The sequence below is a fragment of the Streptomyces sp. NPDC050674 genome (assembly GCF_040654575.1).
Taxonomy (GTDB): Bacteria; Actinomycetota; Actinomycetes; order Streptomycetales; family Streptomycetaceae; genus Streptomyces.
Map to the genome: position 1 here is coordinate 224,378 of NZ_JBFAIG010000004.1, position 25,417 is coordinate 249,794.

Genomic DNA, 25,417 nt, shown 5'->3' on the forward strand with positions numbered 1-25,417 from the left:
GGGAGTGTGCGGGCGGCTGGTCGGCTCGGTGGCCGGGCTGCCGCGGGGCGGGATGTCGTACGGCGTCGTCTGCGAACTGCTCGCCGCTGCCACGGTGGCGGGCGGGGTCTGCGGTTACCGGGTGCGGGATGACGGGTTACCGGGTGCGGAATGACGGCTCCGCTCGCGCTCGGCGTGATCGCCTGCGCCCCCGGCTTCACCACAGACGCGCTGCCGGAGGCGGGCGGCTTGCTGCCCGGCAGGTTCCGGCCGGCCTGGCCGCTCGCTGCCGCGGCCGCCGGGCTGTCCGGGCAGTCGCCCGCATCACGCTGCTGAACGGCTGCGCCCGCTGCGTCTCAGGGGCCCGCTACGTCTCCCGCCCGGAGCCGCACGCCACCCGACCGGGGCTGATGCCGGGCCTGCTGAAGCGCGGTAGGTCCTCGCGTTCACGGCGGACGCGGACGGGGCGGCCACGCGGAGCCACTGGTCGGCGCGGCCCCTTCCCGGCCACCTCGTCGCCCCGGGCGGCGTACACGGTCGCCGTCGCGGCCACGGCCGCCGTCTTCGCCGGGCGTCACCGCTCGCGCGCGGGACACGATGACATCCTGCGTGCTGCTGCCGACCGCCCTGGGCAGGCCTTGGGCGGTCAGCACCACCTGCGGTGTGGACTGCGGTCTCCTGCTGTCGCGGGTGGCGGGACGGGCGGCTGTGCGCTGTTGCCCCCGGGGCGGTTCCCGTCGGGCCCGGGCCGGTGAGGCAAGCGCCGCTTCCGGCCCGACCCGCTTCGGGACGTGGGTGGGCGGAGCCCCGAAACCAGGGCGGCTCAGCCCAGCCGGTGCATCCAGCCGTGGGCGTCCGGGGCCGTACCCCGCTGGATGTCGAGCAGCGCCTGACGCAGCCGCAGCGTGACCTCGCCCGGCTCTCCCCCGCTCTGCTTCCACTCCGCCCCAGCCCGCTTCACCGTGCCGACCGGGGTGATCACCGCGGCGGTACCGCAGGCGAAGACCTCGGTGAGCGACCCGTTCTCCGAGTCCCGCTGCCACTGGTCGACCGAGACCCGGCCCTCCTCGGCCTCGTATCCGAGGTCACGGGCGACGGCGAGCAGCGAGTCGCGCGTGACGCCCTCCAGGATCGAGCCGGTGAGCGACGGCGTGACGATCTTGTCGCCGTACACGAAGTACAGGTTCATGCCGCCCAGTTCCTCGACCCACGTGTGCTCCACGGCGTCGAGGTAGCAGACCTGGTCACAGCCCTTCGTCGCGGCCTCGGCCTGCGCGAGCAGGGACGCGGCGTAGTTGCCGCCGGTCTTGGCGTCGCCCATGCCGCCGGGCACGGCCCGCACGCGGTCCTCGGAGACCCAGATCGACACCGGCTTCACACCACCGGGGAAGTACGCCCCGGCCGGGGAGGCGATCACCAGGAACAGGTACTCGTTGGCCGGCTTCACGCCCAGCCCGACCTCGGTGGCGATCATGAACGGGCGCAGGTAGAGAGACTCCTCACCGCCGTGCGCCGGCACCCATGCCTTGTCCTGCTTCACCAGGGCGTCGCACGCCTCGATGAACGTCTCGACCGGCAGCTCGGGCATCGCGAGGCGGCGGGCGGAGCTCTGGAACCGCTCGGCGTTCTTCTCGGGGCGGAAGGTGGCGACGGACCCGTCGGGCTGGCGGTAGGCCTTCAGACCCTCGAAGATCTCCTGCGCGTAGTGCAGGACCGTGGTGGCGGGGTCCAGGGAGATCGGCGCGTACGGCACGAGCTGCCCGTCGTGCCAGCCGCGGCCTTCCGTCCACTTGATCGTCACCATGTGGTCGGTGAAGTGGCGGCCGAACCCGGGGTTGGCCAGGATCGCCTCGCGTTCGGCGGCGGAGAGCGGGTGGGCGGAGGGCTTGAGCTCGATCGTGGGCGTCGTCATGGGTTGATGTCCTTCACCGGTTGTAGTGACGGGCCGCGCTCGGTACTGCTCTGCTGGGGACCAGTGCTAGGACGTCCGAGCATTCCCTCGTTCCGCGGCCTCGCGTTCGATTATCGCCCGGAGGCGGCGGCGCGAGGAACGGGGGGAACGCGGCCCGGTGGTCGATGGTGACACCCGGCGGGAGCATGCGGAAGCCGCCGGGCGCTGATGCGACCCGGCGGCTTGCGGTGTGCAGCGGCGGGTCAGCCGGCTACGCGTACGGCGAGCGCGTCGCCGATCTCCGAGGTGGAGCGGGCGGGCTTGCCGGTGCGCTCGGCCAGGTCGGCGGCGACCGCCTCGTCGATGCGGGCGGCCTCGGCCTCGTAGCCGAGGTGGCGCAGGAGCAGGGCGACGGACAGCACGGTGGCGGTCGGGTCGGCCTTGCCCTGGCCGGCGATGTCCGGGGCCGAGCCGTGCACGGGCTCGAACATGGAGGGGAAGTCGCCGGAGGGGTTGATGTTGCCGCTCGCGGCGACGCCGATGCCGCCGGAGACGGCCGCGGCGAGGTCGGTGATGATGTCGCCGAAGAGGTTGTCGGTGACGATGACGTCGAAGCGCTCGGGCTGGGTGACCAGGTAGATGGTCGCCGCGTCGACGTGCATGTACTCGGTGGTGACCTCGGGGAACTCCTCGGCCACCTTGTTGAAGACGTTCGTCCACAGGTGACCCGCGAAGGTCAGCACGTTGTTCTTGTGGATCAGGGCCAGCTTCTTGCGCGGGCGGGCCTGGGCGCGGGCGAAGGCGTCGCGGACCACGCGCTCCACACCGAAGGCCGTGTTCACGGACACCTCGGTGGCGACCTCGTGCTCGGTGCCCTTGCGGATGGTGCCGCCGTTGCCGGTGTAGGGGCCCTCGGTGCCCTCGCGGACCACGACGAAGTCGATCTGCGGCTCACCGGCGAGCGGGGTGGCGACACCCGGAAGGAGCTTCGACGGACGCAGGTTGACGTGGTGGTCGAAGGCGAAGCGGAGTTTGAGCAGGAAGCCCCGCTCCAGGACGCCGGACGGCACGGACGGGTCGCCGATCGCGCCGAGCAGGATGGCGTCGTGCCGCTTCAGGGCGTCGAGGTCGGCGTCGGTGAGGGTCTCACCGGTGGCGTGGTAGCGCCGGGCGCCGAAGTCGTACTCCTCGGTCTCCAGCTTCACATCCTGCGGAAGGACGGCGGAGAGGACCTTCAGACCTTCGGCCACGACTTCCTGGCCGATGCCGTCACCGGGGATCACTGCGAGATTGAGGCTGCGAGACATGCGGGCACCCTACTCCTCGTCCCATGGGATGACACTCGATGTCCGGGATGCGGACATCGGAGAGGCGTCCGACCGGGGGACGGCACGCTCCCGTCTGGTGCCGTTCACCCGGATGTGGTGCGGCCGTCGGCCTCCGCTGGGAAGTTCACTGGACATGGAGATCCCCCACTTCGGCATCCCGCCCGAGCTCGCCGGCCGGATGAGCATGGCGGAGCAGCACGAGTACCTGCGGACGCGGCTGTCGCGGCGGCGCACGCTGGTGACCGCGGGCGCGGTGGCGAGCGGGCTGCTGACCGGCTGCTCCGGATCGGCTCCCGGCTCCCAAACCGGGCAGGGCGGCGCCACGGCGTCCTGGAGCCCGTCACCCGCCACCTCGCAGGCGCCCGGCTCCCTCGTCACGCCCTTCGGCCGCCACCTCGCCTTCGGCGCCGACCCCAAGACCCAGATGCGGATCTCCTGGCAGGTGCCGCTGGCGGTGCGCAAGCCCTACGTCCGGGTGGGCCTGCGCCCCGACGACCTCGGCCCCAGGGTCGAGGCGGACCTGCGCGACCTGCGCACCCCGGAGCTCCAGGGCGTGCGGGCCGCGGTCGACCAGTACTACCTGCACGCCGCGCTGGACGGGCTGCGCCCGGACACGACGTACTACTACGGGGTCGGCCACGAGGGCTTCGACCCGGCCTCCCCGCGGCACCGGGCGACCGTCACGTCCTTCCGCACGGCACCGGCGCGCCCGCCGGAGCGTTTCGTCTTCACCGCGTTCGGCGACCAGGGTGTCGGCGAGGACGCGGCGCTCAACGACCGTACGCTGCTGCGCCGCGAGCCCGCCTTCCATCTGCACGCCGGCGACATCTGCTACGCCGACCCGACCGGCAAGGGCAAGGAGACGGACGTCTTCGACGCCGGGCAGTGGGACCGGTTCCTGAAGCAGACCGAGCCGGTGGCCAGGTCGGTGCCCTGGATGGTAACGACGGGCAACCACGACATGGAGGCCTGGTACTCACCGGACGGGTACGGCGGCCAGCTCGCCCGCTTCTTCCTGCCGGACAGCGGCTTCGACGCCCGTACGGCACCGGGCGTGTACGCCTTCACGTACGGCAACGTGGGCGTGGTCGCGCTGGACGCCAACGACGTGTCCTACGAGATCCCCGCCAACTTCGGCTACACGGAGGGGAGGCAGAGCCGGTGGCTGGACAGGAAGCTCGGTGAACTGCGGTCCTCGAAGGACGTCGACTTCATCGTCGTCTTCTTCCACCACTGCGCGTACTCCACGTCCACGCACGCCTCCGACGGCGGGGTGCGCGCCGCGTGGCTGCCGCTCTTCGCCCGGCACGAGGTGGACCTGGTGATCAACGGGCACAACCACGTCTACGAGCGGACCGACGCCATCCGGGGCGGCGAGGTGGGCAGGCCGGTGCCGGTGGGCGGGACGACGGATCCGCGCCGCGACGGGATCGTGTACGTCACCGCGGGCGGGGGCGGCAAGGAGCTGTACGGCTTCCCCGGCGGCGTGAAGGAGAGCTACGAGGGGAACACCGCGGACCACGAGGCGGTCGCCACGTTCCGCTGGACCAAGTCCCGGGACACCGCGGCGGAATCGGCGCAGTGGTCGCGGGTGCGCTACCGCGGTTTCTCGTTCCTCTCGGTGGAGGCGGTGAGCGGCGCCCGGCCGAGACTGGAGGTGTCGGCGCTGGCGTCGAGCGGTGAGCGGATCGACCACTTCGAGGTGCGGCGCGGGGCGTGAGGCCCCGCACCGCGCCCCGTCGGGCGGCTCCCGGTCTGCTGGTCTGCTCGTCCGCCGCGGCTCAGTGGCCGCTGGATCCGCCGTTGTCCCTGCGGTCGAGGGCGCGCTGGAGCGCGGCGGCGGCGTTCTTGCGGTCGGACTCGGTCGTGCGGGTGACGTGACGGACTCGGCGGCGGGCGGTCGTCTCGGCCATGGGACATCGACTCCTTCGGAAAACAGCACGGAGTGCGCGGGAAACGCGATACGAGACGCCGGAAGGGGGCGGGGAGCACGGCCGCAGGGGTTGCCTGCCAGGGTCCGGCTCACGACCGCCATTCGCTTGGTCGAGCGAGACGTTCGGCTCCTACAAAGCTAAGGGAGCGCGGAGCGTCTGTCTCCACAATTACTCGGACTTCCTACTATCTGAGACGGCGGCTCGAGTCATACTCCGGCGACCTGCGCTTCCTCCCTAGAGGACATCGCCGTCCCGCCAGTCGAAGAGCAGCGGGTGCGCCGGGTCGAGGGAGCGGCCGGGAGCGGTCCGTACCCAGGTGCTCCCCTCCTCCTCCGGCATCCGGACCACCCCGTGCCGGGGGCTCAGGGCGTGCACCTCCCCCGTCCACGACCGCCAGCCGCGGGATGCGTAGAGCCGGGCCCCGTCGTCGCTGGCGGAGAGGGCGCCGAGGTCGTAGGCGCGGTCGACGACGCGCTCCAGTTCCGCCATGACCCGGCCGCCGAGGCCGGTGCGGCGGGCGTCGGCGCGGACGGCGACGTTCTCGACGTACCCGGTCCGCAGCCACCGGCCGCGGTGGCACACCCGCCGCATCACGACCGCCCCGTGCGCGGCGAGGCCCTTGTCGTCGTGCACGAGGGTGTGCATGCCGCCCAGGCCGTGGTCCCAGTCGTCGTCGCCGAAGTCGCCGTCGAACGCGGCGTCCAGGAGGCGGCGTGCGGCGTCGAGTTCGGCGGGCGTGAGGTCGGCGGTGTGGGCGGTGCGCACTCGGGTGGTCATCGGGCCAGTCTTGCCCGCGGACATGCCGGCGGGCCAGGTCGTTTCGCGCGACCTGGCCCGCCGGTGCGGCCGGGTGTCAGCCCATGTGCGGGTAGGTGTAGTCGGTCGGCGGGACCAGCGTCTCCTTGATGGCGCGGGTCAGGGTCCAGCGCATCAGGTTCTGCGGGGCGCCGGCCTTGTCGTTGGTGCCGGAGGCGCGGCCGCCGCCGAAGGGCTGCTGGCCGACGACGGCGCCGGTGGACTTGTCGTTGATGTAGAAGTTGCCGGCCGCGTAGCGCAGCTTGTTCGCCGTGTAGGCCGCGGCCGCGCGGTCGCCCGCGATGACCGAGCCGGTCAGCGCGTAGTCGGAGACGCACTCCATCTGGGTGAGCATCTCGTCGTACCGGTCGTCCTCGTAGACGTGCACGGCGAGGATCGGGCCGAAGTACTCGGTGCGGAAGACCTCGTTGCCGGGGTCGGTGCACTCGATGACGGTCGGGCGCACGAAGTAGCCCTCGGAGTCGTCACAGGTGCCGCCCGCGACGATCGTGCAGGAGGCGTCCTCCTTGGCGCGTTCGATGGCGGCCTTGTTCTTGGCGAAGGCACGCTCGTCGATGACGGCGCCGATGAAGTTCGACAGGTCGGTGACGTCACCCATCTTGATGCCGTCGACCTCGGCCGCGAACTCCTCCTTGAAGCCGGAGTTCCAGATGGAGGCGGGGATGTAGGCCCGGGAGGTGGCGCTGCACTTCTGGCCCTGGTACTCGAAGGCACCGCGGGTCAGGGCGGTCTTGAGGATCGCCGGGTCGGCCGAGGGGTGGGCGACGAGGAAGTCCTTGCCGCCGGTCTCGCCGACGAGGCGCGGGTAGCCGCGGTACTTCTCGATGTTGGCGCCGACCGTCTTCCACAGGTACTGGAAGGTCTTGGTCGAGCCGGTGAAGTGAATGCCGGCCAGCTCGCGGTGCTCCAGGGCGACCTTGGAGACCTCGATGCCGTCGCCGGTGACGAGGTTGATGACGCCCTTGGGCAGACCGGCCTCCTCCAGCAGCCGCATCAGCAGCACGGCGGCGTGGGTCTGCGTCGGGGACGGCTTCCAGACGACGACGTTGCCCATCAGGGCCGGGGCGGTCGGCAGGTTGCCGGCGATGGCGGTGAAGTTGAAGGGCGTGATCGCGTAGACGAAGCCCTCCAGCGGACGGTGGTCCAGACGGTTCCACACGCCCGGGGCGTTGGCCGGCGGCTGCTCGGCGAGCAGCTGGCGGGCGTAGGAGACGTTGAAGCGCCAGAAGTCGACCAGCTCGCAGGGCGTGTCGATCTCGGCCTGCTGGGCGGTCTTGGACTGGCCGAGCATGGTGGAGGCGGCGAGCGTCTCGCGCCAGGGGCCGGCCAGCAGCTCGGCGGCGCGCAGGATGATCGCCGCGCGGTCGTCGAAGGACATCGCGCGCCAGGCGGGCGCGGCGGCCAGGGCCGCGTCGATGGCGTCCTGGGCGTCGGCCTGCGTGGCGTTGCGGTAGGTGCCGAGCACGGCCTTGTGGTTGTGCGGCTGGACGACCTGGAAGGCTTCGCCACCACCCATCCGCTTCTCGCCGCCGATGGTGCAGGGCAGGTCGATCGGGTTGTCGGCCAGCTCCTTCAGCCTGGCCTCCAGCCGGGCCCGCTCGGGCGAGCCGGGGGCATAGCCGTGCACCGGCTCGTTGACGGGGGTGGGGACCTGGGTCACAGCGTCCATGTTTTCCGTAACTCCTTACTGAGCGGTGTGTCGGTCTCAGCCCGTGAAGAGCTGTCAGCCCTTGGTGAGCATCGACCGGGCGAAGAAGCGCAGGTTGGCCGGCTTCTCCGCGAGACGGCGCATGAAGTAGCCGTACCAGTCGGTGCCGTAGGCGGTGTAGACGCGCATCCGGTGGCCCTCGGCGGCCAGCCGCAGGTGCTCCTCGCCGCGGATGCCGTAGAGCATCTGGAACTCGTACTCGTCCGGCTTGCGCCCGGCCTGGTGGGCGAGTTCCTGGCCGATCGCGATCAGGCGCGGGTCGTGGGACCCGATCATCGGGTACCCCTCCCCCAGCATCAGCGTGCGCAGAACGCGCACGTAGGCCCGGTCGATCTCGTGCTTGTCCTGGTACGCGACCGAGGCCGGTTCCTTGTAGGCGCCCTTGACCAGGCGGACCCGGCTGCCGCTCGCGGCGAGGCGGCGGGCGTCGTCCTCGGTGCGGAAGAGGTACGCCTGGATGACGCAGCCGGTCTGCGGGAAGTCCTTCCGCAGCTCCTCGTGGATGGCGAACATCGAGTCGAGGGTGGTGTGGTCCTCGGCGTCCAGGGTGACCGTGGTGCCGATCTCGGCGGCGGCCTCGACGACCGGGCGGACGTTGTTCAGGGCCAGTTCGTGGCCGCCTCCGAGGGCCTGCCCGAACATCGACAGCTTCACCGACATCTCGGCGCGGGTGCCGAGCTCCAGCGGCTTGAGGCGGTCGATCAGCTCCAGGTAGGCGTCCCGGGCGGCGGCGGCCTGCTCCGGGCTGGTGATGTCCTCGCCCACGACGTCCATCGTCAGTTCGAGACCCTGCCCGGTCAGGCGCTGGATGACCGGGACGATGTCGTCGACGTCCTCGCCGGGGATGAAGCGGTCGACGACCTGCTTGGTCACCGGGGCCGCCGAGATCAGGCGTCGCATCCGGTCGCTGCGTGACGCGGCGAGAATCACGGGACCCAGCACGGGGCACCTCCAGGAGCACAGGCAACGAGGCGCCGGACCCCTCGCGGGCGACGCGGCGGGTACGGCACGGAGAACCACCGTGAAACCTAAGGATCCCTCCGATCGTCTGCCATCGACAGCTGTCACGCATCCGTGCCGCAGATCTCAGACAGATGTATGAAGGGTCTTCTGCGGTGAGGGACAATGCCCGGGTGACGTCGGAACACAGGGGCGACTACCAGGAGCTGGTCGACGAGATCTCGGAGCTGCTCGGCGCGCCCGCGACGCTGGAGAACCGGGACTTCGAGCTGATCGCCTTCGGCGCGTACGACAGCGAGGGCGACCTCGATCCGTCGGCCCTGGACCCCGTGCGCACCCGGTCGATCCTCACCCGGCGCTCGACCGCCGCGGTCCGCGCCTGGTTCGAGGGCTTCGGCATCACGCGGGCGTCGGGCCCGGTCCGCATTCCCCCGACCCCCGAGGCCGGCGTCTACCGGGGCCGGATCTGCCTCCCCGTCCGTCACCGGGGCGTGGTCCACGGCTACGTCTGGCTCCTGGACGACGATCCCGGCCCCGGCGAGCCTCAGCTGTCCGCCGCCATGCGGGTCACGGCCCGCATCGGCGCCCTGCTCGCGGACGAGGCGCAGCACGGCGCCGACCTCAGCCGTGAGCTCCGGGCCGTCCTCACCGCCGAGCGCGGCTGGCAGAGCGACATGGCCGTCGCCGAGCTCCGCACGGCCCTCGGCGTCCGGGCCGACGGCCTGCACGCCCTGGTGTGCGTCGCCCCCTGGCCCTCGGCGGACCCGGACGACGCGCCGTCGGTCCGCGCGGTCCCGGGGGCCACGGCCCTGTGCACGCTGCCGTGGGGGGCGACGGACCAGTGCGTGGCCGTACTCCTGCGCCTGCGCTCCCCGGAGGTCCTGACTCCGGCGACCACGGCGGCGGGACGGTTGCTGGAACGGGCACGCGGGCGGAACGGCATGACTGGTGCGGTGGTGCCCGGGGCGGGGGCCGGGGGGTCGGGGACCGCGGGGTCGGGGACCGGGGGGTCGGGGGCAGGCGGGTCTGGGGCAAGCCGGTCGGGGACCGGTGGGGCAGGCCGGTCCGGGACAAGCCGGTCGGGGGCCAGTGACTTGGGGCCCAGCGCCTCGGGGGCAGGCCGGTCCGGGGCAGGCCGGTCGGGGGCCGGTGGCCCGGATGCCGTCGGACGTACCGCTGGGGTTCCGGGTGCCGCCGGTGGCCCGGGCCCCTCGGCCTCCGCCCGCACGGACGCCCCGCCCGGTCGTGCCGGGAGCGCGTCGCACGCAGCCGCGGGTCCCGCCGCCGGTGTCGCCACCCCTCGCTCGGGCCTCGCCGACCTGGCGACCGCCTGGCAGGAGGCGTCGTCGGCCGCCCGGGCGGCGCTGGCCGAACCCCGGCTGGGGCCGGTGGCGCAGTGGGCGTCGATCGGTCCGTTCCGGCTGCTCACCGCGCTGCCCCCGGAGATCGCCCGCGACCCGGTGACCCGGACCCTGCTCGCCCCGGTCCACCAGGAACTCGCCCGCACCGCCGAGGTCTACCTCGACTGCGCGGGGCAGGCCGCCCGGGCCGCCGCCGAGCTGGGCATCCACCGCCAGACCTTGTACTACCGCCTGTCCCGGATCGAGAAGCTCACCGGACTCGACCTGGACGACGGAGAGGACCGGCTGCTGCTGCACATGGCCCTGAAGGCACACCGACTGTGAGGACCGGCGCAGCAGTGCCCCCGTTGCCGCTCGGGCGGGGCGCGGCCGACCGCCTGGTCCTGTCGGGGCCCGCGCGCACCGCCCTCACCCGGGCGGCCACCGCCGGCCGGACCCTGGTCGTCGTCGACCCATCCGGCTGAGGGAGACGCGTCACTTCCCCCCGGCGGCCTCGATCACCCGGCGGAGCCCGGCGGCGAGCTGCCCGGCCTCCGGCGCGCTCTTCGGGTCGAAGGACCAGTGCGCCATGAGGCCCATCATCAGGGTCAGGTAGAAGTACCCGAGGGTGTCCACCTGCTCGTCCGTCACGTCCTCCTCGCGCCCGCCGTGGAAGAGCGGCAGGATGCCGCGCGCCGCCTCCCGCTGAGCCCGCGCGAGATGGTCCCGCACCTCCGGCAGCTGGTCCCCCATGGCCACGATCTCCATGCTGAGCCGCCATGTGGACCCGGGCTCGCGCATGGTCTCGATGATGTTCGCCCACACTTCGGTGAACCGCTCCAGCGACCCCGGCTCGCCCCGCAGTTCACCGCCGCCCTCGAAGGCGCCGGACATGCCCTCCACCATCTCGACGTACGCCTGCGCCAGCAGCGCGTCCTTCGAGCCGTAGTGGTAGCCGATCGACGCCAGGTTGGTGCCCGACTCCTTGACGATGTCGCGCGCCGTGGTGCGCAGGAAGCCTTTGGCCAGCAGGCAGCGCTTGGCGCCTTCGAGCAGATCCTCACGGTGTCCCATGGCACATCAGCCTACCCGGGTGTCCATACGGCCGTCCCAGACGACTGTCTTGCACAGGCGGATAATACAGTCGTACTAGACAGGTGTTTAAGACGCTCGTACAGTCCTGCCCCATGACGACGAACCCGCACCCTCCCGCCCGCGCCGGCCGCCGCGAATGGACGGCCCTCGGCGTGCTGATGCTGCCGCTGCTGCTGGTCTCGATGGACGTCTCCGTCCTCTATTTCGCGATCCCGGCGATCAGCGCCGACCTGGAACCGAGCGCCACCCAGCAGCTGTGGATCTTCGACATCTACGGCTTCGTACTGGCCGGCCTGCTGATGACGATGGGCTCGCTCGGCGACCGCACCGGCCGCCGCAGGCTCCTGCTGATCGGCGCCGCCGCCTTCGGCACGGCCTCCCTGGTCGCGGCCTACGCGACCAGCGCCGAGACCCTGATCGCGGCCCGCGCGGTCCTTGGCATCGGCGGAGCGACCCTGATGCCGTCCACGATGGCGCTCGTGCGCACCATGTTCACCGACCCCGCCCAGCGCACCAGGGCGATCGGCGTGTGGTCGGGCGTGATGACGGCCGGCATCGCGCTCGGCTCGGTGATGAGCGGGGTGCTCGTCGAACACTTCTGGTGGGGCTCGGTCTTCCTGGTCAACCTGCCCGCGATGGTGCTGCTCCTGATCCTCGGCCCGGTCCTGCTGCCCGAGTCGCGCACCCCGGCCCCCGGCCGCTTCGACCTGCTGAGCGTCCCGCTGTCGATGGCGGCCGTCCTCCCCGTGATCTACGGCCTGAAGGAACTCGCGTCCGCCGGCTGGCACGTGCGGTACGTGATGGCGGTGACGGTCGGCCTGCTCTTCGCCGCACTGTTCGTCCACCGCCAGCGCACGGCCCTCTCCCCGCTGATCGCGCCGGAGCTGTTCCGGGGCCGCGGCTTCAGCCCCGCCGTCGTCCTCAACCTCGTCGCCGCCTTCGGCATGATGGGCTCGGCGTACTTCACGACCCAGTACATCCAGTCGGTGCTGGACAACAGCCCCCTGGAGGCGGCGTTGTGGAGCCTGCTGCCGTCGGTGCCCATCGCGCTCGCGGCCCCGGTCGGCGCCCACCTGGTCCAGCGGGGAATCCCCCGCGCGTACGTCGTCGGCGCGGGCTTCGCGGTCTCGTCGTGCGGATACGTGCTGCTGGCCCTGGCCGGCACCGACGCCCTGTGGCTGCTGCTGGCCGCGTGCGCCGTCCTGGCCTGCGGCATCGTCGTCGTCATGTCGCAGGTGGCCGATCTGGCCCTGAGCGCGGCCCCGGTGGAGAAGGCGGGCGCGGCCTCGTCCCTGCTGGAGACCGGCACGGAGTTCGGCGGGGCGCTGAGCATGGCGTTCCTCGGCTCCATCGGCACGGCCGTCTACCGCCACGAGATCCCGGCCTCCGCCCCCGCCGCGGCCCGCGAGACGCTGGGTGGCGCCCTGGCCGTGGCCGACCGGCTCCCGGGGCGCGCGGGGGACGCCCTGGCGACGGCGGCCCGCGAGGCCTTCACCAGCGGCATGCACGCGGCGGCGGTCACGGGAGCGGTGCTGCTGGCCGGGGCGGCGGCAGCGGCGGCGGTGACCCTGCGACGGGTCCGGGTACGCACGAACGCCGGACAGGCTGATCGGCTCAGCCCGTCCGGCGTGTGAGGACGAGTCCGTTCGAGACGAACGGGGACCCGGGGGCGGCGGCCCCCGGGAGGGTCAGGCCAGGTTCACGGAACGGGCGGACGTGGCTCCGATCTCCTCCGCCACCTCGGCCAGCACACCGGCGGTCACCGTGTCGTCCACGGTCAGCACCGCCAGCGCCTCGCCACCTGCCGCGGCCCGCGACACCTGCATACCGGCGATGTTGAGGCCCGCCTCACCGAGGATGCGGCCCACGGTGCCGACGACGCCCGGCCGGTCCTCGTACCTGAGCACGATCATGTGGTCGGCGAGCGCGAGGTCGACGTCGAACTCCCCGACGGCGACGATCTTCTGGAGGTGCTTCGGACCGGCCAGCGTGCCGGACACCGACACCTCCTCGCCATCGGCGAGGGTGCCGCGCACCGTGACGACGTTGCGGTGCTCGGTCGCCTCGGAGCTGGTGGTGAGGCGCACCTCCACGCCGCGCTCCTGCGCGAACAGCGGGGCGTTGACGTAGGAGACCGTCTCGTCGACGACGTCCTCGAAGACACCCTTGAGGGCGGACAGCTCCAGCACCTTCACGTCGTGCTGGGTGATCTCGCCGTAGACCTCGACGTCGAGGCGGACCGCGACCTCACCGGCGAGCGCGGTGAAGATCCGGCCGAGACGCTCGGCGAGCGGCAGGCCCGGCTTGACGTCCTCGGCGATGACACCGCCCTGCACGTTCACCGCGTCCGGCACGAGCTCACCGGCGAGGGCGAGACGCACCGAGCGGGCGACGGCGATACCGGCCTTCTCCTGCGCCTCGTCGGTGGAGGCGCCGAGGTGCGGGGTGCACACGACCTGGTCGAACTCGAACAGCGGGGAGTCCGTGCAGGGCTCCTTCGCGTACACGTCGAGACCGGCACCGGCGACCCGGCCCTCCTTGAGGGCGGAGTACAGCGCCTCCTCGTCGACGATCCCGCCACGCGCGGCGTTGACGATGCGCACGCTCGGCTTGACCTTGCGCAGCGCCTCGTCGCCGATGAGGCCGACGGTCTCGGGCGTCTTGGGCAGGTGGACGGTGATGAAGTCCGAGACCTCCAGCAGCTCGTCCAGCGACAGGACCTTCACGCCCATCTGCGCGGCGCGGGCGGGCTGGATGTAGGGGTCGTAGGCGACGACCTTCATGCCGAAGCCGGACATGCGCTGGGCGACGAGCGCGCCGATGCGCCCCAGGCCGACGACACCGAGGGTCTTCTCGGCCAGCTCCACACCCGTGTACTTGCTGCGCTTCCACTCGCCGTTCTTCAGCGCGGCGTTGGCCTGCGGGATGTGGCGGGCGGTGGCGATGAGGAGACCGCAGGCCAGCTCGGCGGCGGTCACGATGTTCGAGGTGGGGGCGTTGACGACCATCACGCCGGCCTTGGTGGCGGCCGAGACGTCCACGTTGTCCAGGCCGACGCCGGCTCGTGCGACGACCTTCAGCTTGTTCGCGGCGGCGATCGCCTCGGCGTCGACCTTGGTGGCCGAACGGACCAGGATCGCGTCCACGTCGGCGATGGCGGGGAGCAGCTCGGCTCGGTCCGCGCCGTTGCAGTGCCGGATCTCGAAGTCCGGGCCCAGGGCGTCGACGGTGGCGGGCGACAGCTCTTCAGCGATGAGTACGACGGGTTTCGAGCTCACGTGAGTCCTCACAAGTCCAGTGCTGCGGACGGCCGTCCCGACGGCCGCAGGCGGTGGAGGGGTGGAGCGGCGCCGGAGTGCGTGCCGGGCGGCGTGGGCGTGCCTGCACTACTCCGGTGTCGCTGGCCGCGTTGGAGACGCACGACGCTGTGGGCCTGACGCGTATGTGTGCAGCAGTCTAGTGGCGCACGGGGCGTCGTCCTGTGCCGCTGCGGAAGGATCACCCGTCCGTGGCCGGACGGGATGGACAACGCCGGACCACCGACGTTACCCGGGGTTCGCCGAAGGGGCCGGAGCGGGGATGCTCCGGCCCCTCGGGCGGGCGGCTCACGCCTCTTCGTCGACCCAGCTCATGAGCTTGCGCAGCTCCTTGCCGGTGGTCTCCAGCAGGTGCTCGGAGTCCTGCTTCTTGTACTCGTTGTACTTCTTCAGGCCGCCGTGGTACTCGTCCATCCACTGCTGCGCGAAGGTGCCGTCCTGGATCTCGGCGAGGACCTTCTTCATCTCGGCCTTGGTGGCGTCCGTGATGATGCGCGGGCCGGTGACGTAGTCGCCCCACTCGGCGGTCTCGGAGATCGACCAGCGCATCTTCTCCAGGCCGCCCTCGTACATGAGGTCGACGATGAGCTTCAGCTCGTGCAGGCACTCGAAGTAGGCGATCTCCGGCTGGTAGCCGGCCTCGGTCAGGGTCTCGAAGCCCGCCTTGACCAGGGCCGCGGTGCCACCGCAGAGGACGGCCTGCTCACCGAACAGGTCGGTCTCGGTCTCCTCGGTGAAGGTGGTCTTGATGACGCCGGCGCGGGTGCCGCCGATGCCCTTGGCGTAGGACAGCGCCAGCGCGAACGCGTTGCCCGAGGCGTCCTGCTCGACGGCGGCGATGCACGGAACGCCGCGGCCCTCCTCGTACTGGCGGCGGACCAGGTGGCCCGGGCCCTTCGGGGCGACCATGCAGACGTCCACGCCGGCCGGGGGCTTGATGAAGCCGTAGCGGATGTTCAGGCCGTGGCCGAAGAACAGCGCGTCGCCGTCGCTCAGGTTGGGGGCGATGTGCTCCTCGTAGACCTGGGCCTGGATGGGGTCCGGGACGAGGATCATGATGACGTCGGCCTCGGCGGCGGCCTCCGACGGGCTCACCACGCGCAGGCCCTGCTCCTCGGCCTTGGCCTTGGACTTGGAGCCCTCGTGCAGACCGACGCGGACGTCGACACCCGAGTCACGGAGCGACAGCGCGTGGGCGTGGCCCTGGCTGCCGTACCCGATGACCGCGACCTTGCGGCCCTGGATGATGGACAGGTCGGCGTCGGCGTCGTAGAACAGCTCGGCCACTTTGGGTTCTCTCCTCGGGAGTGCAGGTGTTGCGTCCCACCGTATGACGGCGGGCGGAAGGGAAGTTCGAGGGTCTCGGAATACGGGCGGCCGACGGCGCGCCGGCCGCCCGTTTCGGGTCTCAGGCGGACCGGTCCAGTGCGCGCAGCGACCGGTCCGTGATGGAACGGGCACCGCGGCCGATCGCGATCGTGCCGGACTGGACGAGCTCCTTGATGCCGTACGGCTCCAGCATCTTGAGCATCGCGGTCAGCTTCTCGCCGGAACCGGTGGCCTCGATGGTGACGGCCTCCGGGGAGACGTCGACGGTCTTGGCCCGGAACAGCTGGACGATCTCGACGATCTGGGAGCGCGTCTCGTTGTCGGCGCGCACCTTCACCAGGACGAGTTCGCGCTGCACCGCCTGCGCGGGCTCCAGCTCGACGATCTTCAGCACGTTGACGAGCTTGTTGAGCTGCTTGGTGACCTGCTCCAGCGGCAGGTCCTCCACGCCGACGACGATGGTGATGCGGGAGATGTCGGGGTGCTCGGTGACGCCCACCGCGAGCGAGTCGATGTTGAAGCCGCGGCGGGAGAACAGGGCGGCGATCCGGGCCAGGATGCCGGGGGTGTTCTCCACCAGGACGGAGAGCGTGTGCTTGGACATGATCTGCTTCCTCTGCTTGAAAGTCCTGGGTGGCTCTCAGTCGTCTTCGTTGTCGCCGAAGTCGGGGCGGACGTCCCGGGCGGCCATGATCTCGTCGTTGGAGGTGCCGGCGGCGACCATCGGCCACACCATCGCGTCCTCGTGGACGATGAAGTCGACCACGACCGGGCGGTCGTTGATCGAGTTCGCCTCCTCGATGACCTTGTCGAGGTCGTCCGGGGACTCGCAGCGGATGGCGTAGCAGCCCATGGCCTCCGACAGCTTCACGAAGTCGGGGACGCGGGTGCCGCGGGCCTCGGGGTTGACGTCGTCCGGCCCGGAGTGCAGGACGGTGTTGGAGTACCGCTGGTTGTAGAAGAGGGTCTGCCACTGGCGGACCATCCCGAGGGCGCCGTTGTTGATGACCGCGACCTTGATCGGGATGTTGTTCAGGGCGCAGGTGGTGAGCTCCTGGTTGGTCATCTGGAAGCAGCCGTCGCCGTCGATCGCCCAGACGGCCCGCTCCGGCGCTCCGGCCTTGGCGCCCATGGCGGCCGGGACCGCGTAGCCCATCGTTCCGGCGCCGCCTGAGTTCAGCCAGGTGCCCGGCTTGTCGTACTCGATGAAGTGCGCGGCCCACATCTGGTGCTGGCCCACGCCGGCCGCGAAGATCGTGCCCTCGGGGGCGAGCTGCCCGATGCGCTCGATGACCTGCTGCGGGGAGAGCGAGCCGTCGCCGGGCTGGTCGTAGCCGAGCGGGTAGGTGTCGCGCCAGCGGCTCAGGTCCTTCCACCAGGCGCTGTAGTCGCCCCGGTGGCCCTCGCTGTGCTCCTTCTGGACGGCCTGGATCAGGTCGGCGATGACCTCGCGGGCGTCACCGACGATCGGCACGTCGGCGGCGCGGTTCTTGCCGATCTCGGCCGGGTCGATGTCCGCGTGGACGATCTTGGCGAAGGGGGCGAAGCTGTCCAGCTTGCCGGTGACACGGTCGTCGAAGCGGGCGCCGAGGGCGACGATCAGGTCGGCCTTCTGAAGACCGGTGACGGCGGCCACCGAGCCGTGCATGCCGGGCATGCCCAGGTGCTGCGGGTGCTTGTCGGGGAACGCGCCGAGCGCCATCAGCGTGGTGGTCACGGGCGCGCCGGTCAGCTCGGCGAGGACCTTCAGCTCGGCCGTCGCCTTGGCCTTGAGGACGCCGCCGCCGACGTACAGCACGGGGCGGCGCGCCTGGGTGATCAGCTTGGCGGCCTCGCGGATCTGCTTGGCGTGCGGCTTGGTCACCGGGCGGTAGCCGGGCAGGTCCATGGCCGGCGGCCAGGAGAAGGTCGTCTTCGCCTGGAGGGCGTCCTTGGCGATGTCGACCAGGACCGGGCCGGGGCGGCCGGTGGACGCGATGTGGAACGCCTGGGCGATGATCCGCGGGATGTCCTCGGCCTTGGTGACGAGGAAGTTGTGCTTGGTGATCGGCATGGTGATGCCGACGATGTCCGCCTCCTGGAAGGCGTCCGTGCCGATCGCCTTGGACGCGACCTGGCCGGTGATCGCGACCAGCGGCACCGAGTCCATGTGCGCGTCGGCGATCGGGGTGACCAGGTTGGTGGCGCCGGGGCCGGAGGTGGCCATGCAGACGCCGACCTTGCCGGTGGCCTGCGCGTAGCCGGTGGCGGCGTGACCGGCGCCCTGCTCGTGCCGGACCAGGACGTGGCGCACCCGGGTGGAGTCCATCAGCGGGTCGTAGGCCGGGAGGATCGCACCGCCGGGAATGCCGAATACCGTGTCGGCGCCGACCTCCTCGAGAGAGCGGATGAGGGACTGCGCGCCCGTCACCTGCTCGGGGGCGGAGTGTCCTCCGGATCGGGGCCGGGGCTGCGGGTGGTGGGCCCCGGTGGCCTGCTCGGTCATCGGCATTCTCTTCTCAGATGCTGAGGGTTTTTGCGAGGTTTGTGCGGTCTTCGGCTGCTGCACGAGGGGTGCCTGTGCAACAAAAAACCCCTCGTGCCATAAGGCAAGCGAGGGGAGCGCGCCGGGTGGGGTCGCTGAGCGGTCGAAGCTCAGCGTCAGCCGACGCGCTGTCCAAGTACGAGAATTCGGGTGCGCATGGCACTGACCCTCCCCCCGGCACGCACTCACTGTCAAGTGGGTGGGACGGGAGTCTCATTATGTGAACGGAGGGCTGTGCCGCCTCCGATGACGGCGGACACACCGGAGCTGTAGACCCGCGGGGCGCCGCCCACGAACGCCGGTTCGACCGGCCCGCTCGGCACCGGATAGTGGCCGGAAGCCAGCGCCCGGCGCAGCCGGTGTTCGTCCAGCGGCCCCGAGAACGCCATGCCCTGCCCGTGCGTGCAGCCCATCGCGCGCAGGGCGACGACCTGCTCGGGCAGGTCCACCCCCTCGGCCACGGACTTCAGCCCGAGGTCGCCGGCGATGCGCAGCAGCCCGCTGGTGATCTTGTGCAACCGCGCGGACTCCACGACGCCGTCGACCAGACCGCGGTCGAGCTTCAGGACGTCGACGGGGAGCCGCCTGAGGGCCGTGATCGCCGCGTAGCCGCTGCCGAACCCGTCGAGCGCGATCCGTACGCCGACCCGCCGCAGGGCGGCCAGACGCCGCTCCAGCTCGTCCATCGAGACCCTCGGGTCGGCGTCCGCCAGCTCGATGATCAGCGACCCGGACGGCAGCCCGTGCCGCGTGAGCAGTGCCTCGATCGAGCCGAGCGGCAGCGAACGGTCCAGCAGCCGGCGGGCACTCATCCGCACGACGACCGGTACGGACAGCCCGGCCGTGTGCCGCTCGGCGGCCTGCTCGACGGCCTCCTCCATCATCCAGCGGCCCAGCTCGGCGGTCTTGTCGCTGTCCTCGGCCACACGCAGGAACTCCGCCGGGGTGAAGAGCACCCCTTGTGAGGAGCGCCAGCGCGCCTGCGCGGACACCGATGAGATCCGGCCGTCCTCCAGGGACACCACCGGCTGGTGCAGCAGGGCGAACTCCCCGTCGTGCAGCGCGGCCCGCAGACGGGTGGCGAGCTCGGCCTTGCGGACGACGTCCTGCTGCATCTGCGGCCTGTACAGCTCGACACGGCCCTTGCCGCCGGCCTTGGCTCGGTACATGGCCAGGTCGGCGTTGCGCAGCAGTTCGCCCGCGCCGAGGCCGGCTTCCGCGAAGGCGACGCCGATGGAGGCGTTGACCCGGACATCGTTGCCGTCGATGAGGTAGGGCTGGGACAGGGTGGTCCTGAGGCGGTCGGCGAGCTCCAGGATGTGCCGCTCCCGGGCGTCCCGGTCGCGGGTGTTGTCCCCGGCGATCAGGGCCGCGAACTCGTCCCCGCCGAGCCGGGAGGCGGTGTCTCCGTGCCGGACGGATTCCTGGAGTCTGCGGGCGGCCTGGACGAGCAGCTCGTCGCCGGCCTGGTGCCCGATCGTGTCGTTGACGGCCTTGAAGCCGTCCAGGTCGATGAACAGCACGGCCGTGTTCCGCAGGGCCACGCCCCGGTCGGAGGCGCGGCGGCCCGAGAGGGCGTGCTGGACGCGCTTGGTGAACAGGGCGCGGTTGGGCAGGTCGGTGAGCGGGTCGTGCTCGGCGTTGTGCTGCAACTGGGCCTGGAGCCGCACCCTTTCGGTCACGTCGCGGCTGTTGAAGATGAGGCCGCCGTGATGGCGGTTGATGGTGGACTCGACGTTCAGCCAGCCTCCGTCGCCCGAGCGGAAGCGGCACTCGATGCGCGTGGTGGGTTCCTCGACCGGGTCGGCGGCGAGGAACCGGCGCACCTCGTGCACGACGCAGCCCAGGTCCTCGGGGTGGATGAGGCCGGCCAGTTCCGAACCCACCAGGTCCTCCGCCGAGCGGCCGTAGACACCGGCGGCGGCCGGGGAGACGTACCTCAGGACGCCGCTGGGGGCGGCGATCATGATGACGTCGCTGGAGCCCTGGACCAGGGAGCGGAAGTGGTTCTCCTTCTGCGCCAGTTCCTGGGTGAGCGTGATGTTGTCGAGCAGCATGATGCCCTGGCGCACGACGAGCGCGAGCACCACGGTGCCCCCGGTCAGCAGGACCACGCGGTCGACGCTGCGCCCGTTGAGGACGTTGTAGAGGATGCCCAGGGTGCACACGGCGGCGGCGAGATACGGCGTGAGGGCGGCGAGGGAGCCGGCGATGGGCCGGGTGGCCGGGTACCGGCTGTGCTCGGCGCCGGGCGGGGGAGCCTGGTGGTGGGGTGTGCTGCGCTGGCCTGGCACGTGCTCGTGCACCACGCGGGTGTGTCCCGTCGCGCCGTGCCGGTCCGGCCCGTGCCGCTCGGCGTCGGCGTCGGCTCGCGGCGCGGCCCACGGGGCGTACGCCAGGAGCAGCGATCCGGCGAACCAGCCCGCGTCGAGCAGCTGGCCGGAGCGGTAGTCGTGGTGCATGAGCGGCGAGGTGAACAGGGCGTCGCACATCACGGTCAGCGCCAGGGCGCCGATGGCGGTGTTGACCGCCGAGCGGTTCACCGCGGACCGCCGAAAGTGCAGCGCGAGGACCATGCTGACCAGGGCGATGTCGAGCAGCGGGTACGCCAGCGACAGCGCGATGTGCGCGACGCCCGGGCCCTCCGACTTCGCGGCCTGGGCCAGGGCGAGGCTCCACGCCAGCGTGAGCAGCGAGCCGCCGATCAGCCAGGCGTCGAGCCCCAGGCAGACCCAGCCCGCCTTGGTCACCGGCCGCTTGGCGAGCACGAGGAGCCCGACGATCGCGGGCGGCGCGAAGCAGAGGAAGAACAGGTCGGCGTAGCTGGGACTGGGTACGGGCAGCCCCAGGACCACCTCGTACCATCCCCAGACCAGATTGCCCAGCGCGGCCATGGTCGAGGAGAGGCCGAACAGCAGCCAGGCGGGTCGAAAGCGGGTGCGGCGGCTGCGGGCGTAGAGGAAGCACGAGACGGCGGCGGTGCCGGCTGCGGCGCTCAGCCCGAAGTCGCCCATGAAGAGGGCCACTTCGTACGAACCCCAGCCGAGTGCGGAACCGACGGCGTATCCCGCGCAGGCCAGCGCGAGGACGAGTTGGAGGGCCGGGCCCGGCCTGCGGCCGGAGGCCGGTGTGCGAGGCAGCAGCGCACCCGTGGACTGAGGCTGTGCCCGCAGCGCTCCGTCCAGCGTGGGGGTGGGGGGCGCGCTCACCGGATCCTCCCGGTTCGCGCCGCGGGGCCCCGTGGGTCCCGGTGGACCGGCCGGTCATGCCTTTCGCCGCTGCCCTGCCTGCGGTGGTGACGGCCGTGGTCGGTGTGATGGTCGGTGTGGTGCCCGCTGTGGCGTTCGCTGTGGTGGGTGTGGTGGCCGCCGTGATCGGCGTGGTGACCGCGCCTGCGCGCGGCCGTCCGCCAGGGTCGCCGCCGGCCGCCCCGCCCCGTCGGATCGCTCGTCCAAAGGCCGTGCATCGCCCGTCGCCCCCCTCACAGTCTGAAGTGTCCGTCCCCGGCGCCGAACGGTCCCCGGCGCAGCCCCTGTCGGGACGATACACCAGTCTCGTCACTCAGGGACATAGGTTCTCTACGCTCCGTGACGATCAACAGATATATGAGTACCCACCGCACCCGGAGGATTGCGGACGGTACTCGAAGCTCTCTCAGTCGGTTGATGCACCCGTCGTGAGGATCACGTTGCGGAGCGGCTCCCGGTTCACATAACGGTTCAACTGGTCCACCAGGAGCCGCTTGGCGCGCGGAAGGAACGCGGAGGTGGGTCCGCCCGCGTGGGGGCTGATGAGTACCCCCGGCGCACGCCACAAGGGGTGTTCGGGCCCCGGCGGCTCCGGGTCGGTGACGTCGAGGGCGGCGGTGATGCGGCCGCTCTCCAGCTCGGCGAGCAGGGCCTTGGTGTCGACGACGGGGCCGCGGGCGACATTGACGAGGAGCGCGCCGTCCTTCATCCGGGACAGGAAGTCGGCTCCGGCCAGGCCACGGGTGCTTTCGTTGAGCGGCGTGGACAGGATGACCACGTCCGCCTCGGGCAGCAGGGCGGGCAGTGCGGTGAGCGGATGCACCGGACCGCGCGCCGTGGTGCGCTCGGAGCGCGCGACGCGCGCCACCCGCGCCACCTCGAACGGAACGAGCCGGTCCTCGATCGCCTCGCCGATCGAGCCGTAGCCGACGATGAGGACGTTCTTGTCGGCGAGCGCCGGCCGGAACCCGCCCAACCACTCGCCCCGGTCCTGCGCGCGGACGAAGTCGGGGATGCCGCGCAGCGAGGCGAGGATCAGCGCCAGGGTGAGTTCGCCGGTGCTGGCCTCGTGCACCCCCCGCGCGTTGCACAGCCGCACCCCGCCGGGCAGCCGCCCGAGTCCCGGCTCCACGTGGTCGATGCCGGCGGAGAGCGTCTGCACGACCTGGACGTTGCGCATCCGCCCCAGGGGACGTACGCACAGCGGGCTGGGCTTCATGTAGGGGACGACGTAGAAGGCGCAGTCGGCCGGGTCCGCGGGGAAGTCCTCGGCGCCGTTCCAGAAGCGGTAGGCCGGGCCGTCGGGGAGTCCCTCGATCTCGTCCGGCGGGATGGGCAGCCACACGTCAGCAGTCATGCTCTGGAGGCTATGTCAGGAGCGCGCGACGGCAGAGGTTAGGTTGGGGTGGCTCGAACAGGGAGGGTCACGACCAGGTGGAGCGCAGGACGATCGGCGCGGCGGCGCTCGCGGTGGGGGCCGTCGGACTCGGGTGCATGCCGATGAGCTGGGCCTACAGCGCGTCGCGGCGGCGCGGCGACGAGTCGCTCAGGGCGGTGCACCGGGCGCTCGACCTGGGCGCTTCCCTGCTGGACACGGCCGACATGTACGGCCCCTTCACCAACGAGCTGCTGGTGGGGCGGGCGTTGAGGGAGCGGCGGTCCGACGCGTTCGTGTCGACGAAGGTCGGGCTGCTCGTGGGCGACCAGCACATCGTGGCCAACGGCCGCCCCGGGTATGTGAAGCGGGCCTGCGACGCCTCGCTGCGGCGGCTCCAGACGGACGTCATAGACCTCTACCAGTTGCACCGGGCCGACCCCGAGGTGCCGGTCGAGGAGACCTGGGGCGCGATGGCGGAGCTCGTCCAGGCCGGGAAGGTACGGGCGTTGGGCCTGTGCGCGGTGGGCGCGCGGGCCGGCCGCCGGTCCGGGGCCCGGCGGCACGACGGGACGATCCGGCAGCTGGAGCGCGTGCAGCAGGTCTTCCCGGTGAGCGCGGTGGAGGCGGAGCTGTCGGTGTGGTCCCCCGAGGCGCTGGAGACCCTGCTGCCGTGGTGTGTGACGCGGGGCGTGGGTTTCCTCGCCGCGATGCCGCTGGGCAACGGCTTCCTGACCGGCCGGCTGCGGCCCGGCGCGGGCTTCGAGGCGGACGACCCGCGGGCCCGGCACCCCCGCTTCACAGGCGAGATGATGGCCGCGAACCAGCCGATCGTCGCGGGGCTGCGCCGCGTGGCCCGCCGGCACGGCGCGGCCGTCACGCCCGCCCAGGTCGCCCTGGCGTGGGTGCTGGCCCAGGGCCCGCACGTGGTGCCCGTCCCGGGCACGAAGCACGAGCGCTGGGTCGTGGAGAACACGGCCGCGGCCGACCTGCGCCTGACGCGCGACGATCTCGCCGAGGTGGCCGGGCTGCCGCCGGCGCAGGGGTCGTGGGACTGAGCGCGCTCCCGCCGCCGGGTGCGTTCCGGGCAAACCCGGTGTTCCTGGTTCGGGGTTGCGTGATCGGGAACCTGACGGCCGCGAGCGGTGTATGACAGGGAGAGGACCCGCCCCGTCGAAGGGACCATGATCGTGCAACGTCGAGCCGTCCCGACCGTGCTGGCCGCCGCGGCGCTCCTGCTGACGGCCGGCTGCTCCTCCGACGGCGGGGGGTCGTCCGATGCCGACGGCGGCTCCTCCCCCGGCTCCGCGGCGCCGTGGTCGTCCGCGCCGCCGCGGCAGACCGCCGAGCCGACCCCGCCCGCCAAGGGCTCGGTGCGGGTGGTGCGCACCGTCGCCGAGGGCTTGAGGTCGCCGTGGGGACTGGCCCCGCTGCCGGGCGGCGGGCTGCTCGTCGCCTCCCGGGACGACGGGACGATCGTCCGGGTCGACGACAAGACCGGCAAGAAGACGGACGTGGGCGAGGTGCCGGGGGTCTCTGCGGCCGGCGAGGGCGGGCTCCTCGGGCTCGCCCTGTCCCCCGACTACGCCTCGGACCACATGGTCTACGCGTACTTCACCTCGGCCTCGGACAACCGCATCGTGCGCATGATCCACGACGAGCGCAAACCCGCGGGTGAGCAGCTCGGCGCGCCCGACGTCGTCTTCAAGGGCATCCCCAAGGGCTTCATCCACAACGGCGGCCGCATCGCGTTCGGACCCGACAAGATGCTCTACGCGGGCACGGGCGAGAGCGGCGACACCGGTCTGTCCCAGGACAAGGACTCGCTGGGCGGCAAGATCCTGCGTCTGACCCCGGAGGGCGAGCCGGCGCCGGGCAACCCGTTCCCCGACTCGCCGGTGTACTCGTACGGCCACCGCAATGTGCAGGGCCTGGCCTGGGACGGCCGGCAGCGGCTGTTCGCCGCGGAGTTCGGGCAGGACACCTGGGACGAGCTCAACGCGATCAAGCCGGGCGACAACTACGGCTGGCCGAAGGCCGAGGGCCGGTCCGACGACCGGCGCTTCCACAACCCGGTCGACCAGTGGAGCACGGCAGAGGCCTCCCCCAGCGGCATCGCCTACGCCGAGGGGTCGGTGTGGATGGCGGGCCTGCGCGGCAAGCGGCTGTGGCGCATCCCGCTGAACGGCACCGGGGCCTCGGCCGAGCCGCAGGCGTTCCTTGAGGGCGAGTACGGCCGGCTGCGCACGGTGGTGGCGGCGGGCGGCGACCGGCTGTGGCTGGTGACCAGCAACACGGACGGCCGGGGCGACCCGAAGGACGGGGACGACCGGATCCTCGAACTGAAGGTGGGCTGACCTCCCTAGTCGTCCGGGGCCCCCGCCTCGTCCTCGGGCGGGCGCACGACGACCTTCCCGGACGCGAGGTCTATCGGCCCGCGGCCGGGGTCGGCGTCCCCGACATCCTCGCGGGTCAGTTCCAGCCGGTTCTGCTCGTCCCGGGTGTGCTTGCGGCCGGGGGAGAACAGTTCCTCGAACATGTTGAACAAGGGGACCTCCCTGGGCCGCGCGGGG

General features: G+C 71.8%; 21 protein-coding genes. 7 read left to right on the forward strand and 14 right to left on the reverse strand.

Going from position 1 to position 25,417, the window contains the following annotated elements:
- Positions 1-150: 150 nt before the first annotated feature.
- A complete protein-coding gene (locus AB0I06_RS09705) occupies positions 151-315 on the forward strand; it encodes a hypothetical protein (RefSeq protein ID WP_363118205.1) in 165 nt (54 codons plus the stop codon).
- A gap of 487 nt (positions 316-802) precedes the next feature.
- On the opposite strand, the gene AB0I06_RS09710 is transcribed toward AB0I06_RS09705, so the two are convergent.
- Together AB0I06_RS09710 and AB0I06_RS09715 are read right to left on the reverse strand one after the other, a co-directional pair.
- Positions 803-1,891 (reverse strand): branched-chain amino acid aminotransferase, encoded by a 1,089-nt coding sequence (locus tag AB0I06_RS09710; protein ID WP_363118206.1) that lies wholly within the window; start codon positions 1,889-1,891, stop codon positions 803-805.
- Positions 1,892-2,133: 242 nt separating this feature from the next.
- A complete protein-coding gene (locus AB0I06_RS09715) occupies positions 2,134-3,177 on the reverse strand; it encodes a 3-isopropylmalate dehydrogenase (RefSeq protein WP_363118207.1) in 1,044 nt (347 codons plus the stop codon).
- 154 nt (positions 3,178-3,331) lie between these two features.
- Between AB0I06_RS09715 and AB0I06_RS09720 the strand changes: the two genes are divergently transcribed.
- Positions 3,332-4,918, forward strand: coding sequence for a metallophosphoesterase family protein (locus AB0I06_RS09720; protein ID WP_363118209.1), 1,587 nt, complete (start codon positions 3,332-3,334; stop codon positions 4,916-4,918).
- 61 nt (positions 4,919-4,979) lie between these two features.
- Here AB0I06_RS09720 and AB0I06_RS09725 read toward each other — a convergent pair whose 3' ends face one another.
- From AB0I06_RS09725 to AB0I06_RS09740, 4 genes are all read right to left on the reverse strand, one after another.
- A complete protein-coding gene (locus tag AB0I06_RS09725; RefSeq protein ID WP_363118210.1) occupies positions 4,980-5,111 on the reverse strand; it encodes a hypothetical protein in 132 nt (43 codons plus the stop codon).
- 255 nt (positions 5,112-5,366) lie between these two features.
- On the reverse strand, positions 5,367-5,909 hold the full coding sequence (locus AB0I06_RS09730) for a GNAT family N-acetyltransferase (RefSeq protein WP_363118211.1): 543 nt from the start codon (positions 5,907-5,909) through the stop codon (positions 5,367-5,369).
- Between the two features lie 76 nt (positions 5,910-5,985).
- The gene (pruA, locus tag AB0I06_RS09735; protein ID WP_363118212.1) at positions 5,986-7,617 is read right to left on the reverse strand and encodes an L-glutamate gamma-semialdehyde dehydrogenase; all 1,632 of its coding nucleotides are present in this window, start codon (positions 7,615-7,617) and stop codon (positions 5,986-5,988) included.
- A 54-nt stretch (positions 7,618-7,671) separates the two neighbouring features.
- Positions 7,672-8,598 (reverse strand): proline dehydrogenase family protein, encoded by a 927-nt coding sequence (locus AB0I06_RS09740; protein ID WP_363118213.1) that lies wholly within the window; start codon positions 8,596-8,598, stop codon positions 7,672-7,674.
- A gap of 191 nt (positions 8,599-8,789) precedes the next feature.
- On the opposite strand from AB0I06_RS09740, the gene AB0I06_RS09745 reads away from it, so the two are divergent.
- Together AB0I06_RS09745 and AB0I06_RS09750 are read left to right on the forward strand one after the other, a co-directional pair.
- The gene (locus AB0I06_RS09745) at positions 8,790-10,301 is read left to right on the forward strand and encodes a helix-turn-helix domain-containing protein (protein WP_363118214.1); all 1,512 of its coding nucleotides are present in this window, start codon (positions 8,790-8,792) and stop codon (positions 10,299-10,301) included.
- Positions 10,302-10,315: 14 nt separating this feature from the next.
- Positions 10,316-10,441, forward strand: coding sequence for a hypothetical protein (locus AB0I06_RS09750; RefSeq protein WP_363118215.1), 126 nt, complete (start codon positions 10,316-10,318; stop codon positions 10,439-10,441).
- A gap of 10 nt (positions 10,442-10,451) precedes the next feature.
- On the opposite strand, the gene AB0I06_RS09755 is transcribed toward AB0I06_RS09750, so the two are convergent.
- Entirely contained in the window at positions 10,452-11,030 is a 579-nt protein-coding gene (locus tag AB0I06_RS09755; protein ID WP_363118216.1) for a TetR/AcrR family transcriptional regulator, read from the reverse strand.
- 113 nt (positions 11,031-11,143) lie between these two features.
- Between AB0I06_RS09755 and AB0I06_RS09760 the strand changes: the two genes are divergently transcribed.
- Positions 11,144-12,685 carry an MFS transporter gene (locus tag AB0I06_RS09760; protein ID WP_363118217.1) on the forward strand — a complete coding sequence of 514 codons (1,542 nt, stop codon included), beginning with the start codon at positions 11,144-11,146 and terminating at the stop codon, positions 12,683-12,685.
- A 54-nt stretch (positions 12,686-12,739) separates the two neighbouring features.
- On the opposite strand, the gene serA is transcribed toward AB0I06_RS09760, so the two are convergent.
- The 6 genes from serA to AB0I06_RS09790 form a co-directional block, all read right to left on the reverse strand.
- Positions 12,740-14,329, reverse strand: coding sequence for a phosphoglycerate dehydrogenase (gene serA, locus AB0I06_RS09765; RefSeq protein ID WP_363118218.1), 1,590 nt, complete (start codon positions 14,327-14,329; stop codon positions 12,740-12,742).
- Positions 14,330-14,656: 327 nt separating this feature from the next.
- Positions 14,657-15,655 (reverse strand): ketol-acid reductoisomerase, encoded by a 999-nt coding sequence (gene ilvC, locus AB0I06_RS09770; RefSeq protein ID WP_003993149.1) that lies wholly within the window; start codon positions 15,653-15,655, stop codon positions 14,657-14,659.
- Positions 15,656-15,776: 121 nt separating this feature from the next.
- Positions 15,777-16,301, reverse strand: coding sequence for an acetolactate synthase small subunit (gene ilvN / locus AB0I06_RS09775; protein WP_030851453.1), 525 nt, complete (start codon positions 16,299-16,301; stop codon positions 15,777-15,779).
- 36 nt (positions 16,302-16,337) lie between these two features.
- Entirely contained in the window at positions 16,338-18,182 is a 1,845-nt protein-coding gene (locus AB0I06_RS09780; protein WP_363118219.1) for an acetolactate synthase large subunit, read from the reverse strand.
- Positions 18,183-18,412: 230 nt separating this feature from the next.
- Positions 18,413-21,430 (reverse strand): EAL domain-containing protein, encoded by a 3,018-nt coding sequence (locus AB0I06_RS09785; RefSeq protein WP_363118220.1) that lies wholly within the window; start codon positions 21,428-21,430, stop codon positions 18,413-18,415.
- Between the two features lie 445 nt (positions 21,431-21,875).
- Positions 21,876-22,826 (reverse strand): 2-hydroxyacid dehydrogenase, encoded by a 951-nt coding sequence (locus AB0I06_RS09790; RefSeq protein ID WP_363118221.1) that lies wholly within the window; start codon positions 22,824-22,826, stop codon positions 21,876-21,878.
- A gap of 77 nt (positions 22,827-22,903) precedes the next feature.
- On the opposite strand from AB0I06_RS09790, the gene AB0I06_RS09795 reads away from it, so the two are divergent.
- On the forward strand, positions 22,904-23,902 hold the full coding sequence (locus AB0I06_RS09795; RefSeq protein WP_363118222.1) for an aldo/keto reductase: 999 nt from the start codon (positions 22,904-22,906) through the stop codon (positions 23,900-23,902).
- A 126-nt stretch (positions 23,903-24,028) separates the two neighbouring features.
- Complete coding sequence (locus AB0I06_RS09800) at positions 24,029-25,201, forward strand: PQQ-dependent sugar dehydrogenase (protein WP_363118223.1); 1,173 nt, start codon at positions 24,029-24,031, stop codon at positions 25,199-25,201.
- Between the two features lie 5 nt (positions 25,202-25,206).
- Here the strand turns inward: AB0I06_RS09800 and AB0I06_RS09805 are convergent, their stop codons facing one another.
- Complete coding sequence (locus tag AB0I06_RS09805) at positions 25,207-25,392, reverse strand: DUF6191 domain-containing protein (RefSeq protein WP_363118224.1); 186 nt, start codon at positions 25,390-25,392, stop codon at positions 25,207-25,209.
- Between the last annotated feature and the right edge of the window lie 25 nt (positions 25,393-25,417).

Excerpts from the sequence above, each read along its gene's own strand:
- AB0I06_RS09760 (WP_363118217.1), top strand. The coding sequence starts at position 11,144 with ATGACGACGAACCCGCACCCTCCCGCCCGCGCCGGCCGCCGCGAATGG.
- AB0I06_RS09730 (WP_363118211.1), bottom strand. The coding sequence starts at position 5,909 with ATGACCACCCGAGTGCGCACCGCCCACACCGCCGACCTCACGCCCGCC.
- ilvN (WP_030851453.1), bottom strand. The coding sequence starts at position 16,301 with ATGTCCAAGCACACGCTCTCCGTCCTGGTGGAGAACACCCCCGGCATC.
- AB0I06_RS09790 (WP_363118221.1), bottom strand. The coding sequence starts at position 22,826 with ATGACTGCTGACGTGTGGCTGCCCATCCCGCCGGACGAGATCGAGGGA.
- AB0I06_RS09715 (WP_363118207.1), bottom strand. The coding sequence starts at position 3,177 with ATGTCTCGCAGCCTCAATCTCGCAGTGATCCCCGGTGACGGCATCGGC.
- AB0I06_RS09725 (WP_363118210.1), bottom strand. The coding sequence starts at position 5,111 with ATGGCCGAGACGACCGCCCGCCGCCGAGTCCGTCACGTCACCCGCACG.
- AB0I06_RS09720 (WP_363118209.1), top strand. The coding sequence starts at position 3,332 with ATGGAGATCCCCCACTTCGGCATCCCGCCCGAGCTCGCCGGCCGGATG.
- AB0I06_RS09710 (WP_363118206.1), bottom strand. The coding sequence starts at position 1,891 with ATGACGACGCCCACGATCGAGCTCAAGCCCTCCGCCCACCCGCTCTCC.
- AB0I06_RS09705 (WP_363118205.1), top strand. The coding sequence starts at position 151 with ATGACGGCTCCGCTCGCGCTCGGCGTGATCGCCTGCGCCCCCGGCTTC.
- AB0I06_RS09780 (WP_363118219.1), bottom strand. The coding sequence starts at position 18,182 with ATGACCGAGCAGGCCACCGGGGCCCACCACCCGCAGCCCCGGCCCCGA.
- AB0I06_RS09755 (WP_363118216.1), bottom strand. The coding sequence starts at position 11,030 with ATGGGACACCGTGAGGATCTGCTCGAAGGCGCCAAGCGCTGCCTGCTG.
- AB0I06_RS09800 (WP_363118223.1), top strand. The coding sequence starts at position 24,029 with ATGATCGTGCAACGTCGAGCCGTCCCGACCGTGCTGGCCGCCGCGGCG.
- pruA (WP_363118212.1), bottom strand. The coding sequence starts at position 7,617 with ATGGACGCTGTGACCCAGGTCCCCACCCCCGTCAACGAGCCGGTGCAC.